A 14307-nucleotide genomic window follows, 5' to 3' on the forward strand; every position below is an offset into this window, starting at 1 on the left:
GACGGCTCCTCCCCGTCGGCCTACGCGTCAACGAGCTCCGAGCCGGGAGAAGGCGGCATGGGCAGGCACTCGTCCACGTCACGGCGTCGTGCCCATAGCGTGCCCTTCAGAGCGGACAAGCACGGTCACCAGCGGTTCGTCGGCGACGCAGCACGGAGCCGATCGCATCGTAAAAGCGCAGTTCAGCAGTCATGCGGTGCGGGAAGCGCCGTCGCTTCCCAAGCTGAGAGCGCGAGTTCGATTCTCGTCGCCCGCTCCATGATTGAGGCCCAGGTCAGAGACCTGGGCCTTTTTGCTGTCCTCGCTGATCACTCGCCGCTTGCCATATTCGTGCCAGAAGGCTCGTCGGAATTTCTTCGCGGCAGCGGCCCGCGCCTTCCTCGTCGCAGGCCCATGCGGTCGTCGCCGACAAGGCGAACGATGCGTTGAAAAGGAAGGGAAACTCGCAGAGAAATCACCGAAGGTAGGTGTCCGCCGTTGTCTGGAAGCCCTGGCTTACCGACACCGCGACGGGCCGCCCGGCCCGCCCGAGCTGCGGCGAGCCTCTGCGTCGAGGGAGCAGCGCGGGAGGGAGCACGGTGCGGTGTCCCCAGTTCGGCGGGAGACGCCCCCGAGACACCTGATAACAGGTGTCTCAAGAGGCACATCTGTGCGATCATTCGCCTGATTTCGCCGTGCGCCGCCCTCGATCCCGCGGTCACGTAGGGCCCCGGCATTCACTTGCGTCGCTCGACGCCGTCCTGGGGGGGAACGCAATTGCCCTACTGCCTGTGTACGCGCGGGAGATCCGCGGTGTACACCGCACTACTGTTCACGCTCACGCTGTCGGTCCTGCTGGCAGCCCTTCTCCCCGTCGGCGCGGCACAGGCGTCCGACGGCACCATGACCACTGCCGCGTCCGATGCCACCACATCGGCCACCGCGACCGGCAGCACCACATCGTCCGCCTCAGCCTCCACCGCCGCCGAGGACTGCGCCAGCCTCCCGCTCGCCCCCTTCGGCGACCCGGGTTCCGCGCTGGGCAAGGCGACTGTTCCCGCCGGCGGCAGCGCCTGCTTCACCTTCACCGCCGAACAGCCCGGCCTGTACCGCGTGCTGACGGAGCGCACCGCGACGAGCGCCCAGGTCTTCGACGGTGAGACCGAGTTGGACTGCTACGACGCCACGTGGGGCAGCGGCTGGTGCACGCTGCCGCGCGCCGGCGCCTTCACCCTGAAGCTCGTCAACACCAGCTGGGGGACCGGGTCCAGCGAGATCCCCGTGACCGTCACCCCACTCGCCGCCACCGCCGGCTGTGCGCAAGAGACCGGCACGTCCTGGGACCTTCCTCCGGTCACCGGCTCCGTGGCCTCTCCGTTCGGCCTCGTGTGCCATCCGTTCACGGGAAAGCCCGGCGAGCGGATCACGGTCGACTTCCATACCGACACCTACGGCGAGAGCATCAACTGGATCACCGATGAGACGGGTGCCCACATCTGCCCGCACTTCAACGAGGACGACAGCGAGGGATGTGTGCTGCCCGGCGACGGGCCGTACCGGGTGCTGGGGCGCGTCAGCGAGGCCGAGCGCGGCTTCCCCGCCCCGTACACCCTGAAGATCCGCCGGCTGTCCGACCCCGCCGGTTGTGCGCGCGTCCCCGTGAACGCGTACAACTCCGCCCCCACCACGGTGGATCCTGCCGTCGGCTGCAAGATTTTCACCGCCTCGGCGGCGGGGCGGTACTCCGTGTACGAGGTGACCGACGGAGCCCGTTCAAGCCTCAGTGTGTACAACCGTGACGGGAAAGCCGTCTGCGCCGGCTGCGGCATCCCCGCCGGTGACTACACCGTCCTCACCGACCACGCCACGCTCATCGTCGACCGCGCCGGAACCGCCGGCTGCGAACCGGTCGAACTCGGCACCCACCAGGGCACCTTCGCCACGGCGGGCGAGATCGACTGCCTGACGCTGCCGCTGCCCGAGGGCGCCCGGATGGCCGCGCTGACGCCCCTGAGCGGACCGGCTCCGCAGCCGGAGGTCGTGGTCGTCGACGCCGACGGCGTCCAGCGGTGCAACTGGGAGACCCTCGGCGCGGGCACCTGCGCACTGACCGGCTCCGCCCCGTTCCGCGCCCTGGTGTCCACCGACGACAGCAACACGGCGACCGGTTCGTACCGCATCGCCCTGCACCGCACGGACGCGGCGAGCGACTGTCCGGCCGTCCCGGCGGGCGACTTCACCTCCGAGAGCGCCGTGGCCCGGTTCAGCACCGGCGACGGAGTCTTCTCCCATTGCCTGTCCATCCCCGCGGACGACCACAGCGCGGTGGAGAACCTCCAGTTGCGGGCCGTCTCCGGCAGCTCCACGGCCGAGTTCTCGGTGCTGGATGCCGGCGGCAAGCAGGTCTGCTCCGTCTGGCCCTCCATGTCCACCTGGACCACCTGCGCCCTCACCCCGGGCGTCGCGCACACGGTGCTGGTCACCGGCCGCGATACCGCCGCCGAGTACACCCTCACCCGGCGTGACGTCACCGCCACCGCCAAGGGCTGCACGGCGAACCCGGCGACCGCGGTGGGCGGTCCGTCCACGGGCGGCACTCTCGCGGCGCCCGGCCTGCTGCTCTGCCGCCAGGTGACCACCGCCGATGCCGGGGACACCCTGCACCTCAACGTCCGCGACCCGCTGGGCACCGCCAACATCCTGGCGTACGACGCGGAGGGCGACGCCGTCTGCTCGTACCGCAACAAGGCGTGCGCGGTCACCGGCTCCACCAGTTACCAGGTCCTCGTCACCGTCCCGACGAACCTGTCGGCCGCCGAGTCCTATCGGTTCGACGCCCTGCGCATCTCGACGCCCGCCGGGCCTGCCGCCGAGTGCGCCAAGGTCCCGAACGTCAGCTATGGGTACGGGCCGGTCACCGGCACCCTGGACGAGCAGCACACCGCGGCCTGCGCGGCGCTGCCCACCGCATACCACGACTCCTTCGACTTCGTGGTCAGCGACACCGCGGGTGGCACCCAGACGGCCGTCCCCGCGCTGTACGACGCGAGCCTGGACAACAACTGCACGCTGTACATCCCGAGCGGCTACAGATGCTCCGTGAGTGAGCCGTACACGACGGAGGTCACCCCGGGCATCCTGGTCGTCGGGCTGCCGGAGAAGGCCTCGCAGACCGCCTACAAGGCGGAACTCGTCTGTGTGTACTCGATCTGCGGCACCGAGAAGGTCAGCGCCGGCACGGTCACCCCGACCAGCGGCGTCAGCGGCACCAAGACCACGCTGACCGTGACGGGCACCGCCCTGCACGAGGACGACAAGGTGCGGATCAGCCAGTCCGGCAGGACGGTCGAGTCCACCACCACCTCGGTGGCCGCCGACCGGAATTCGCTGACGGCCGTTCTGGACCTGACCGGACTCACCCCAGGCGACTGGAGCCTCAGCGTCATCACCCACAACGGCTGGCAGTACCCGCGCGGCAGCTTCACCGTCACCCCGGCCCCGCTGACGAACACCGCCGCCCCGACGATCACCGGCACCGCCCAGGTCGGCTCCCGGCTCACCGCCAAGCCCGGATCCTGGACGCCGATCCCGGACTCGTACACCTACCAGTGGAAGGCCGACGGCCAGGCGGTCTCGGGGGCCACCGCCTCCACGTACCTGGTACCCGCCTCGCTGCGCGGCAAGAAGCTGACCCTGGCCGTCACCGCCCGCAAGAGCGGCTGGCAGAGCGCGACGGCCGAGTCATCCACACGCGTCATCACGGCGGCGCCCAGGGACCACGCGGGCGCCGGCTCGGTGCCGGACGGCGTCGGGGATCTGCTGACGCTGAACTCCACCGGCTCGCTCACCTTCCAGCATGGTTCGGGCACGGGGGTCTTCTCGGGCAAGACCAGCGGCTCGGGCTGGTCGACATCCATCAAGGCGGTGCCGTTCGGGGACGTGAACGGTGACCGGTGCAACGACGTGCTGGTTCGGATGGCTGACGGCTCCCTGCGGGCGTACCGGCCGGGCTGCGGCAAGGCGGTCACGCCGTCGACGTCGTATGTGTCGCTGGGCACGGGCTGGAACCAGTACAACGTGCTGACCTCGCCGGGGGACATCACCGGTGACGGGCGGGCGGATCTGATCACTCGTAACTCCTCCACCGGGGCGGTGTATCTGCACAAGGGCACCAGCGACGGGAAGCTGGCGACGCGGGTGAAGCTGTACGACAACTGGAAGGGCTACAAGAAGATCATCGGGGTCGGAGATCTGAACGGCGACGGCCACGGGGATCTGCTGGCGCAGGATGCCTCGAACGAACTGTGGCGCTACAACGGCACGGGGACGGGGAAGTTCGCGGCCCGGGCGAAGGTGTTCGACGACTGGGGTGCGGCGTACAACGTCGTCGTCGGCGTCGGGGACATCACCCGTGACGGGAAGGCGGACCTCGTCTCCCGGGACACCTCCGGCAACCTGTGGCGCAACAGCGGCGACGGCAGGGGATCGTTCTCCGGTCGGGTGAAGATCGCCACCGGATGGCAGGGCTACAAGGCTCTCTTCTGATCCGACGCCGCGAGAGGACGAGGCAGGCCCCGACCGTGACGGTCGGGGCCTGCCTCGTCCTCAGAGGCGGAGACGTCCGGATTGTGCCCCCGTCGGCGAGGTGGCAGCACGCTCGGCCGAAGAGTGCCACCCTCGGGTGCACCGCGTGTGCGCGACTCGTCGCGCTCCAGGGCCTCACGGCCCCGACGATCTCTCTGCTCAACACCGGCCGGGCGCCCGCTCACGATCGTGCCGTAGCCCTGACGGGACTCCAGCCAGCCGTCCCATTTCAGCAACTCAAGCCCCCGTACGACGGTCGGGCGGGACATCCCGAAGGCCTGCACCAGCTGATTCTCACTCGGAACCCGGGTGCCGGGCGGATACGTGCCGTCCTCGATGCGAGGCTGGATCGCCTGCGCGAGGCGTACGCACCACGACTTCACCGGCCTCGACCAGATCACCCCGGCTGTCTCAGCAGTGCCGGCCGAGGCCCGCCCGATCGCTCCAGCGGGCTGACCCTCCCGCGCCTCGCGTCGGAACTCACTCACACCTTCGCGTTGCTCGACCCGCACCACGGCGCCGAAGGCATCACACGCCAGCTGGAAGAGCTGATCAGACATTTGGACCCGGAGTCGATCGACCTCCTGGACGTCGGCGGCGACATCCGCGCGCAAGGCGACGAGCCGACCCTGAAGAGCCCACTCGCCGACGCCCTCACCTTGGCCGCAGCCTGCCAAGTGAACGCACCTATCCGCCTGTTGGTCGCCGGTCCCGGCCTGGACGGCGAACTCTCACCGGACGGCCTACGCCCGATGCTCGGTCCCGTCGCCCACACCCTCACGGCGAAGGACGTGGAGCTGATCAGCACGGTCCTGGAATGGCACCCCTCCGAGGCCACGGCGATGCTCGCCGCAACGGCCCGAGGCATCCGGGCACCTGCGAGGTCCGAGACGCCGGCCTTCCCGTACCTCTCACCGCCTGGGGCCCAAGGGTCCATGAGGTCGACCTGGACGAAGCGTTGAGCCGCAACAACCTGGCCCGCGCCATCATGACCACCGCCGCCCTGGACGAGGTCAGAACCCATCGTGGCCGGGGTGGTAGGCATGTGACTCAGGTCACTTGCGTCGAACCGATCACTTCATCCTTCCTCTCCGGTCATATCGAGCGCACATCTACTCGACACTCGACGATGGGACACTGACGACATGGCTGAAACCGTGAAAGGTCCTGCCAGCTACTTCCCCTCGATTGAAGAGAAGTACGGCCGCCCCATAGCGGAGTGGAAGGACCTCATACGCTCGTCGCCCCTGACGAAGCACATGGAACTTGTCTCCTGGCTCAAGACCGGACATGGACTCGGCCATGGCCATGCCAACGCCCTTGTCGCCCACACCCTCGCCGAGGACAGCGGGAAGTGAACCGTCATTTCGGTGCCGTGAGGGAACATCGCCATGGTGCAGCACGGCCGCGACCCGCATACGGCATCTTCCGAACTGGGGCTCTACCAGATCGCTGGGCCACCGAACACGTTCCGCCCGTGTAGTAGCCTCCCCGCGGAGGGGTGCCATGTCCGCGTGGATCATGTTGGGTATCGGCTGCTTTTTCGTAGTCCTGGGCGTATTGACCTTGAACGGCCGGGGAACTGCGGCATATACGCGGTCGCCTTGGGCTGGTTGGGGTTGGATAGCGATGGGTGGCGGCTTCGTCCTGGACGGAGGCCCCAAACTGCTCGGCTTCTCTTTCCAAGCGGTGGCGAATCTTTCCACCGTTGCTCTGGGGCTCATCGTGCTCGGCGCGGCGCTTCAGGTCCGGGGCAGAGCGTTCGCCAAGACTCGTCGTGCCGGCGACGGCGACTGAGTGGCGCCGTCACTCCCTATCCAGGGCGACCGTCAACTGGGCCACTGATGTCTGACATCAACGGCTGACACCAACAGCGGCGGACGAATACGGACCGAGGCGGACCCTAGCGACCACTTCCACGCCGCATGACTGCCGACTTCCAGTGTCGGGAGCCCGCGATGATCGACCTGATAGGGATGTGGCTGCTCCCCGGAGTCTGTGACCGACGTGAGCCGTCGTCCTCAACCCCTGGACGGCGGCCCCACCGGTTGAGCGCCCATTCAGCCCGTACGGAACTTCCACGCGATCCGGTGCAGGGCCTTCCCGTCGTCCAGCCGCCTCCATCCCCGCAGGGGCACATGCAGCAGCGCTCGCACGAACTCCCACTCAGAGTCCGACAGCTCATGGCGACGACAGGCTCCAGCTAAGCGGACGCCGGCACGAAGACCGTCTGCGAGGTGGCCGACTGGAAGTTGCCGTCAGCGTCGAAGACGGCCCGGTAGTAGCCGGCACCGCTCTGGTCGAGGTCCGCGGCGAAATCGTTGCCGCTGCCGCCCCAGGAAGCCTCGACCGTGGTGAGCGTCGACCAGTTCACACCGTCGGGCGAGTACTGGATATGGACGTAGATCCAGGCAGGCATCCACCCGTCGGGGAAGTCGATGAGCCCCTCGGCGTGGACCTGTCCCGTGTCGGAGCGGGCGGCCGTGAAGGCCGTGAACTTCGACGCCCGGTGCACATGGACGACCTCGCTCGTACCGGTGCCGGCCTGGAGGAACGGGTCGTCCGAGGTGTCCAGGGCGAGCTGGAAGTAGCCGCCCTGCCACGGCGTGTAGTCCATCGTGAAGGTGCCGTCGTCAGCGGTGGTGAAGCCGCCCACGAGGCCGGTCTGCGCGTCGTCGGGGCCGAACAGGACGCCCCCGGAGCGCCCGGCCAGCGGCACCCAGCCGTCCGCGGTCTTCTGCTCGACCTTGACGCTCAGCGTGACCGGCTGACCGAAGTCGATGTCGGTCGAACTCACCGTGGACGTGAAACGGGTGGGAATCTGGTCGACACCGATCTGAACCGGCTCCGACTCCCCGTACAGCACCGTCGGCGTGCCACCGTCCATTCTGAACACGGCCTGGATGGGTGCGGCGGCGTCAAGCCGCACCGACGCGGTGAAGTGACCCTCGTCGTCGGTGGTCACAGTGGTCTGCGTCCAGTAGTCGACGTCGATCTCGACCTGGCGTCCCGCGAGAGGCTTCACCTGACGGGTCGGCCACCGCCCGTACAGCGTCCCCTGGACCCGCACGTCGCGGTGTTCACGGTCGATGGCAGTGCGGTCGACGGTGAGCGCGCCGAATTTCGCCACGACGTAGTAGGCGAAGTCCCCCGCGGACTGACGCAGCACGTGGCCGCCGTCGGCGTCCGTCACCTCCACGTCGATGCGGTAGGAGCCGAACTCGGGCAGCTTCAACGGCTTCTTGGTACGCCAGTTGCCATCCTGACGGGTGCCGGAGAAGAGCTGGAAGTCCTTGGTCCCGATCTCGGCGACTTCGGCCTGCGAGGCGTACGAGACCAGGTGCGCCGTGATGCTCGTGATGTCGACCCCGGACCGGGCATTGATCTGCAGGGTCCCGAGGTCGTCCGACACGCTCCCCGCGTAGGTGACCTCCGGCTGGTCCGCGGCGTGCGCGGCTGTCGCACCTCCCACGCCGAGCGCGGCGGCCGCGACGACCACCGTGACCCATCTGCGTATTCTCCGCAACAACACTCTCGATCCCCACCTCTGACGCGTTCGAGACGGCGGGGGCCCTCTCCGGAACACCCGCCCGGCCGTCCGTCTTTATATCGACCGCTGAGCACGGACGCACGGCGATTAGGAGTAGCCGTGGGGCTTTGGCGTAGCCAAGTACGCCTGGAACATGAGGACTTGGCCCTCCTGTCGTCAGGCCGGTCCGGACGCGGGTGTCCGTCTGCGGGCTGTCCCCGGCAGGCGAGCTGCTGGTCGCCGTCGATGTTCGAGTCGGTGCATACCGGCCCACACCCACCCTGACCTGCTGCTATTTACGCGTCAGAGCCATACATGCTTTTCCGCCCAACCCGCAGCTTCACTCCGGGTTTCGGGAGATGCCGAAGTCCCTCCCAGCGGCCGGTACTTCGGTGCCGGAAGGCCGCATCGGAGCGGCCCGTCGTCGGGCGGGACCAGGGACACCGACCGACTGAGCGGCGCAGACCCGCAGCGAGGTCCGCGACGACCGATGTGATCCGTACCGGCAGTCACAGGCCCGGCCGGAGCGGCCGTACCGCGGTGTCGCGGAGGCGCTGTCGTGTCGGCCGTGCTGCCGGGTACTCGAAGAAGGACCCGTCAGGGCACCGACGTCTCTGTGACCCGCCGACCCGGGGGCCCGGGTCGCGGTGTGGTCTGTGTGGGAAGGACGGCGGCGACGTGGTGGAGGACTTGCGGTCCGGCGGAGAGCACGAGAGGCGGCTGTCGGCGGCAGAGCCTGGTCTGTGGCAGCGGGTGGTCGAGCAGCTGGGCACGGCCGTCGCCGTGGTCGACCCGGCGGGGCGGATCGTCGCGGTCAACCCGGCCGCCGAGCGGTTGATGGGTCGCACGGCAGTGGCGATGTACGGCAGGACCTGCATGACCTGTGCCACCGGGACCCGGAAGGCGCCCTCATCCCGCGAGAGCGCTGTCCGCTGCTGCGGGCGCTGGCCGCAGGGCGCTCGGCACGCGGGGACGACGACAGGTGCCTCGAAGCCGGGCAGGGACTCATCCTCGGAACCCACCTGGGCGCCGGCGGCCATCGGCCGAGCCCCGCCATGTCCTGAGCAGACTCCCCCGAACATGTCCGTCGAAGCCTGCCCACCACGGACCCGCGCCGGCCGTGGGGAAGCCGTAGGCGTATCCGGTCAGGGCGGTGGTCTCCGCGATCAGCAGCGAGAACCCCGGTCGTCGTGCGTCGGCCGCGAGATGGCGCAGGAACGCGACACGCCCCTGATTCCACGCCCATGGGTCGCCACCGGAGGTCTCCGCGTACAGGTCGCCCAGCTCCTGCAGACGGTCCGCGACCTGACCACGCGTCAGTGGGCGGACGCGTTCCGCGACCTGGGGCGAGGACCTGCGCTCCCTCTTCGGCGGGCCCGGCATGCGGGTACGCGGCCTACCCCGGGCGCGCCGGAGCGGGGAGGGTCAAAGTCGTCGGGAGGAACACCTGCGCGGTCATGACCAACCCTGCCCCGGGCGCGGACGAAGGCCGCCCCGGCGTCATCGATCCCCGAGAACGGCGCCGGTGCCTGATGCGGTGCGCGGCGTGCCCTCGGTGTCTCCACCGTACTCCCGGCCGGGCCCGCCTCGGCGGCCCGGCGGTCGCCGACGACTGCGGCAGCCGGCGCCGGGAACGGCACCGGCCGTCCGTGAGCGGTCGCTGCTTCCCCCGCCTGGGCCGACTCGCGTGGCCACCGGGGTCGGCCGGGCGACCTGCAGCTGGCCGGTCGGCAGGTGGCCGGTCGGTCATGGGACGCACGGCCGCCCTTACCCGGCATACCCTTCAGAAGAGGGGCGCCGTGGAAACACGCCGCCGCCCCGTCACCGTCGCTCGGCGGCTCGGGGAGCGACCGCGTTCTTGGTGTGTACCCGTCGCCTGCCAGGAGGTCCCTATGGAGCACGAGCCCTTGCCCTCCGAGAGTCACGCCGAGGTCCGCATCGTGGCCCCGACTCCGGAGGTCGCCCGGCGCGTGGCCGAAGTCCTCCGCCGCTGCTTCGCCTCGACCGAGCAGCGCAGCTACCCCGCCGGCCGCGAAGGGGGGACCCGGCTCCATCTCACCATCGACACCGCGCACGCCGCGGAACCCGCACGGTCCTGGCTCTCGACCAGTACATCGACAGAGCAGGCGCAAGCACACGCCGACGAGGTGTGACCCGGATCCCTGAGGCCACGGGGATCCACCGTCGCGTCCGTCCCCGCGCGGCCGTCAACACCTCGGAGAACGACAGCCATGACGAAACTCCGCGAACGCAAGAACATCCGGAAGGCGGTCCTGGAATCCCTGTACGGGGCCGTCGAGCACAACCGCCCCGAGGTCAGCGGATCGGTGCTCCGTGCCGAGCTGGACCTGCCCGACGAGGACCTCTCCGCCGCGTGCGTCTACCTGGCCGACGAGGGCCTGATCCACGTGGACTGGACCTCGCACCGGACCCCGGCCGCCGTCTCGCTGACACACGTCGGCATCCGCCTGATGGAAGAGCTGGAGGAGGAGCAGGAGGACCAAGAGCGGCAGGACGACCGGGAGAAGACAGAGCGGTCGCAGTCGGGCGACTGACCCGCCCGCCTCTCCTCGGCCAGGAGTAACCTGACCGTACCGAGAGCTTTTCGCGCAGCGCTTCCGGCGGTGCCGTTCCCGGCGAGTGACGAAACGGGCAGTCGCTCCACGGCTCCCGGGACGGGACCGCACGATGGAGCCGAGCCGTACGCCGGCCGGAGGCGCGGCCGACACGCACACGTACCGCATGCCCCTGCCGCGCCTGGTCCTCACCCCGGACGTCAGCCACGGCCCGCTGGACGGGGCCTGGTGGCCGCGCTGCGCCGTACTGGAACTCGAACTTCCCTCACTGGTCGGCTCGTTGGAGCCGGACCCGGACACAACGGTGCGGGTTACTGTGGACCCCGCCGAATGGCCCGACGCCCCGCACACGGTCATGTCACCCGGCCGGGAGATCGCCGTGGAGCCGGCCGGCCCCGGAAGCGCGGCGCACGTCATCACCCTGGACTGCGGCACCGTGGGGCGCTGGGTGCTGCTGGTCGTCCCGCCCGAGGAGCCCGCCGGAACAGCCGCCCGGCTGCTGGCCGCCGCAGCCGACCCCGAGAACCCGCTGACCGCCGCGCGCATGCTGGCGCTCGCCGAGACCGGTCGCCTCGGGGGCACGGCAGGGGAGACGCAATGAGGCACGCCACCCCGGAGGCTTAGGGACCTGCTGGTAGTCCCGCCGGAAGCCACCGAACGGGCCCCGTATGGCTCATGTCCGCAGCCGGGCTGACACCGGAGCAGGGCGAATCCGCGAGCTGAGTACGCCGGCCCGAGAGGGGATATCTGCCACGGCGAGACCACATGTCCGTGCCCGCCGGAGTTAGGGTTGTCGCACGAGGCGGACGGCGCCGAAGACGAATGGCGCCGAATCCTTCGCAGCACGGGTGCCACGCACGCCCAGATCCCTCGCCGCGCCCCCGAAACGAAGGTGCCATGCCCGCTGAGAACACCCCTGTCGCCGGCAACCTCGATGACGACGACTATCCCGCCTTCACCATGGGGCGGGCCGCCGATGTTCTCGGCACAACCCCCGCCTTCCTCCGGGCCGTCGGCGAAGCCGGGCTGATCACTCCGCTGCGTTCGGAAGGCGGCCACCGCCGGTACTCCCGCCGCCAGTTGCGCATCGCCGCCCGCGCCCGGGAGCTGGTCGACCAGGGCACCCCCGTCGAGGCCGCGTGCCGCATCATCAGCCTGGAGGACCAGCTCGACGACGCCCGCCGGATGAACCGGGAAACGCGCCGGAAGCTGGACGAGCACGGCGAGGATACCTAGTCTCGCCGATATAGAAATGCACACTTCAGCGGGATGACAATTACCGAACGAGTCCGAAAACACATGACCGCTGCCGCCCTCTCCTGTGTTAACGTGATAGCAGTTGCAGTTTTGGTTGCCAGAGATTTTTCTTTGCAAAGCTTTCCGGAATCTTTCCGGAGGGGTGATCATTGCGGCGACTCGGCTCCACAAAGTGCGGAGCCGACACTGCCCCTCAAGGGAGATTCAATATGGCATCTGGCACCGTGAAGTGGTTCAACGCGGAAAAGGGCTTCGGCTTCATCGAGCAGGACGGCGGCGGCGCTGACGTGTTCGCCCACTACTCGAACATCGCCACCCAGGGCTTCCGCGAGCTTCAGGAAGGCCAGAAGGTTACCTTCGACGTCACACAGGGCCAGAAGGGCCCGCAGGCCGAGAACATCGTTCCCGCCTGACGCTGACGCGAACCGTCGCGAGCCACTGGTTCGCGCAGTATGTGGCTGGGGCCCGCACTCTTGGGGTGCGGGCCCCAGCCCATTTTTTCTACTCCCGCAAGGCCCTAAGGAACGCAAGGAACGCCAACTCAAGGTCTTCGGATTTCACTCGGCTCATTCCTGTGATTCCTCCTCAAGGAATTCCTCGATACGTGCCGCATCGAGGAAGGCTCCATCGTGGATCGCACCCGTTCCGCTCGTTCCGCTCGTTCCAGTGGTTCCAGCCGCTTCCGGGCGCAGGAGCCGCGCCGTCGAAATTCCGGTCCGGGCCCCCGGCCCAAGGGAGGTCGACGAGCACCCACCGCACGCCGCCAGGAGTTCGCTCTGCCGGTCACCCTGACCGAGCCGCTGCCCGCGGTCGAGACGTTCGCCGAACTGGACATGCCCGCACGGCTGCTGGCCGCACTCCGCACCGAGGGTATGACCGTTCCCTTCCCGATCCAGGCGGCCACCCTGCCGAACGCGCTGGCGGGCCGGGACGTCCTGGGCCGGGGTCGTACGGGCTCGGGCAAGACGCTCGCCTTCGGCCTGCCGCTACTGGCTCGCCTCGACGGGCAGCGAGCCCAGCCCAAGCAGCCGCTCGCCCTCGTCCTCGTCCCCACCCGGGAACTGGCCCAGCAGGTCACCGACGCGCTCACCCCGTACGCCCGAGCCCTGCGGCTGCGGCTCGCCACCGTGGTGGGCGGCATGTCGATCGGCCGGGAGGCGAGTGCGCTGCGCGGCGGCGCCGAGGTCGTCGTCGCCACGCCCGGCCGCCTCAACGACCTCATCGAGCGAGGAGCCTGCCGACTGGACCAGGTCGCCGTCACCGTCCTGGACGAGGCCGGCCAGATGGCCGACATGGGCTTCATGCCCCAGGTGACCGCGCTGCTCGGCCAAGTCCCGGCACGCGGGTGATCACCAGACTGAACCGCCGGGACTTCACGACGAGCGAGATGCGCCGGGCACTGACCGGCCTCGGCTTCACCTGCCACGAGGCACGCCCGGTCATGCCGGCCCGGAACACGCGGGCCGACAAGGATGCTCTCGGCTGGTGACGGTTTCCGGGGCGACGACAGGTCATGCGCCGCTTGCGGAATGGAAACCCGAGGATGTGGCCCGATCCCCCGGCATATGCGAGCGCAACCGCCCATTGGCCTGGCGGCGTCAGGAGGCACCGACAGCAACTCGGCAAGAGCCGCTGCCGCCTCACACCTCCCATACCGATGACTCCGTGCCCTCCGCGTGCCCTTGAGAACGGACAACAAGAGTCCGCAGCGGTACGTCCCGCCCACGCCTGCCACCTGCAAAAGAGCCCGTCTGTGCAGGTCAGCACCTATGTGCCGCGCCGAGCGCCGTCGCTTCCCAAGCTGAGAGCGCGAGTTCGATCCTCGTCACCCGCTCTTTTTGAAGCCCCAGGTCAGCGACCTGGGGCTTGCTTATTGGTGAGCCGTTTCGGCGTTTTGCCTGCGGCCCCGCGCCGGAAGATTGGGCACGCGGAGGACACGAACGCCTTGTGCGTACACCCCGCTCACGTTGCAGCACGGCACCTGACCTGCTGCTTCACGCCGACCATCGGGTGTTCGCGCGGTCAGAGCACTCCCCCCTCCCGTCCCGCCCGGTGCCGGACGCGCACCGTGCACCCGAACGGAAGAGCCCAAGTCGCTTGCGGATGCGGGCGCTTGGCCGGCCGACTACGACACCGACGCGATCCTCACCCTCGACCGACGTGACTTCCGGGTCGTCAGCCCCGCCACCCCAGCACCGCTTGCGGGGCGCATCGCGCTGTTCCCTGCGTGACCCGTCGCCCCGGGGGCTACGGCCCTCGGGCAGCCGTCACCGAGAGGGATTCCACGAACCCCGGCTCCCCCTTCCTTTTCCGCAGGAGTACCGCGCTCGAACGCCCCCATGGGGAGATCATGGCGTACGGGTCCGACAACAGACGGCGGCG

11 protein-coding genes and 4 pseudogenes are annotated in these 14307 nt (G+C 69.1%); 12 read left to right on the plus strand and 3 right to left on the minus strand.

Features of this window, described 5'->3' with window-relative positions:
* The first annotated feature begins 756 nt into the window (after positions 1 to 756).
* Entirely contained in the window at positions 757 to 4524 is a 3768-nt protein-coding gene (locus tag ACWD5D_RS06235; protein WP_451371631.1) for an FG-GAP-like repeat-containing protein, read from the plus strand.
* A 140-nt stretch (positions 4525 to 4664) separates the two neighbouring features.
* Here ACWD5D_RS06235 and ACWD5D_RS06240 read toward each other — a convergent pair.
* Positions 4665 to 4961 (minus strand): annotated as a pseudogene (locus tag ACWD5D_RS06240) (winged helix-turn-helix domain-containing protein); the annotation flags it as partial.
* Between ACWD5D_RS06240 and ACWD5D_RS06245 the strand changes: the two are divergent.
* The 3 genes and pseudogenes from ACWD5D_RS06245 to ACWD5D_RS06255 all read left to right on the plus strand — a co-directional run.
* Positions 4939 to 5587: pseudogene (locus ACWD5D_RS06245) on the plus strand (DUF1152 domain-containing protein); the annotation flags it as partial. The pseudogenes ACWD5D_RS06240 and ACWD5D_RS06245 sit on opposite strands and share 23 nt — an antisense overlap.
* 121 nt (positions 5588 to 5708) lie before the next feature.
* Positions 5709 to 5921: a DUF4287 domain-containing protein gene (locus ACWD5D_RS06250; RefSeq protein ID WP_451371632.1), complete on the plus strand. Its 213-nt coding sequence runs from the start codon at positions 5709 to 5711 to the stop codon at positions 5919 to 5921.
* A 148-nt stretch (positions 5922 to 6069) separates the two neighbouring features.
* Positions 6070 to 6360 (plus strand): hypothetical protein, encoded by a 291-nt coding sequence (locus ACWD5D_RS06255; protein WP_451371633.1) that lies wholly within the window; start codon positions 6070 to 6072, stop codon positions 6358 to 6360.
* Between the two features lie 406 nt (positions 6361 to 6766).
* On the opposite strand, the gene ACWD5D_RS06260 is transcribed toward ACWD5D_RS06255, so the two are convergent.
* A complete protein-coding gene (locus ACWD5D_RS06260; protein WP_451371634.1) occupies positions 6767 to 8095 on the minus strand; it encodes a hypothetical protein in 1329 nt (442 codons plus the stop codon).
* A gap of 312 nt (positions 8096 to 8407) precedes the next feature.
* On the opposite strand from ACWD5D_RS06260, the pseudogene ACWD5D_RS06265 reads away from it, so the two are divergent.
* Positions 8408 to 8962: pseudogene (locus ACWD5D_RS06265) on the plus strand (PAS domain-containing protein); the annotation flags it as partial.
* A 135-nt stretch (positions 8963 to 9097) separates the two neighbouring features.
* On the opposite strand, the gene ACWD5D_RS06270 reads toward ACWD5D_RS06265, so the two are convergent.
* The gene (locus tag ACWD5D_RS06270) at positions 9098 to 9475 is read right to left on the minus strand and encodes a hypothetical protein (protein WP_451371982.1); all 378 of its coding nucleotides are present in this window, start codon (positions 9473 to 9475) and stop codon (positions 9098 to 9100) included.
* Positions 9476 to 9984: 509 nt separating this feature from the next.
* Between ACWD5D_RS06270 and ACWD5D_RS06275 the strand changes: the two genes are divergently transcribed.
* The 7 genes and pseudogenes from ACWD5D_RS06275 to ACWD5D_RS06305 all read left to right on the plus strand — a co-directional run bounded on the left by ACWD5D_RS06275 (position 9985) and on the right by ACWD5D_RS06305 (position 13414).
* Entirely contained in the window at positions 9985 to 10245 is a 261-nt protein-coding gene (locus ACWD5D_RS06275) for a hypothetical protein (protein WP_451371635.1), read from the plus strand.
* 78 nt (positions 10246 to 10323) lie between these two features.
* Positions 10324 to 10647: a hypothetical protein gene (locus ACWD5D_RS06280; RefSeq protein WP_451371636.1), complete on the plus strand. Its 324-nt coding sequence runs from the start codon at positions 10324 to 10326 to the stop codon at positions 10645 to 10647.
* Positions 10648 to 10780: 133 nt separating this feature from the next.
* Positions 10781 to 11269: a DUF5994 family protein gene (locus ACWD5D_RS06285; protein WP_451371637.1), complete on the plus strand. Its 489-nt coding sequence runs from the start codon at positions 10781 to 10783 to the stop codon at positions 11267 to 11269.
* 296 nt (positions 11270 to 11565) lie between these two features.
* Positions 11566 to 11904, plus strand: a complete 339-nt coding sequence (locus ACWD5D_RS06290; protein WP_451371638.1) for a MerR family transcriptional regulator — start codon at positions 11566 to 11568, stop codon at positions 11902 to 11904.
* A gap of 230 nt (positions 11905 to 12134) precedes the next feature.
* The gene (locus ACWD5D_RS06295) at positions 12135 to 12338 is read left to right on the plus strand and encodes a cold-shock protein (protein ID WP_069779708.1); all 204 of its coding nucleotides are present in this window, start codon (positions 12135 to 12137) and stop codon (positions 12336 to 12338) included.
* Between the two features lie 216 nt (positions 12339 to 12554).
* Positions 12555 to 13271 (plus strand): annotated as a pseudogene (locus tag ACWD5D_RS06300) (DEAD/DEAH box helicase); the annotation flags it as partial.
* Positions 13271 to 13414 (plus strand): hypothetical protein, encoded by a 144-nt coding sequence (locus ACWD5D_RS06305; protein WP_451371639.1) that lies wholly within the window; start codon positions 13271 to 13273, stop codon positions 13412 to 13414. The pseudogene ACWD5D_RS06300 and the gene ACWD5D_RS06305, both read left to right, overlap by 1 nt.
* The last annotated feature ends 893 nt before the right edge of the window (positions 13415 to 14307 follow it).

This window comes from Streptomyces sp. NPDC002520, assembly GCF_053595235.1.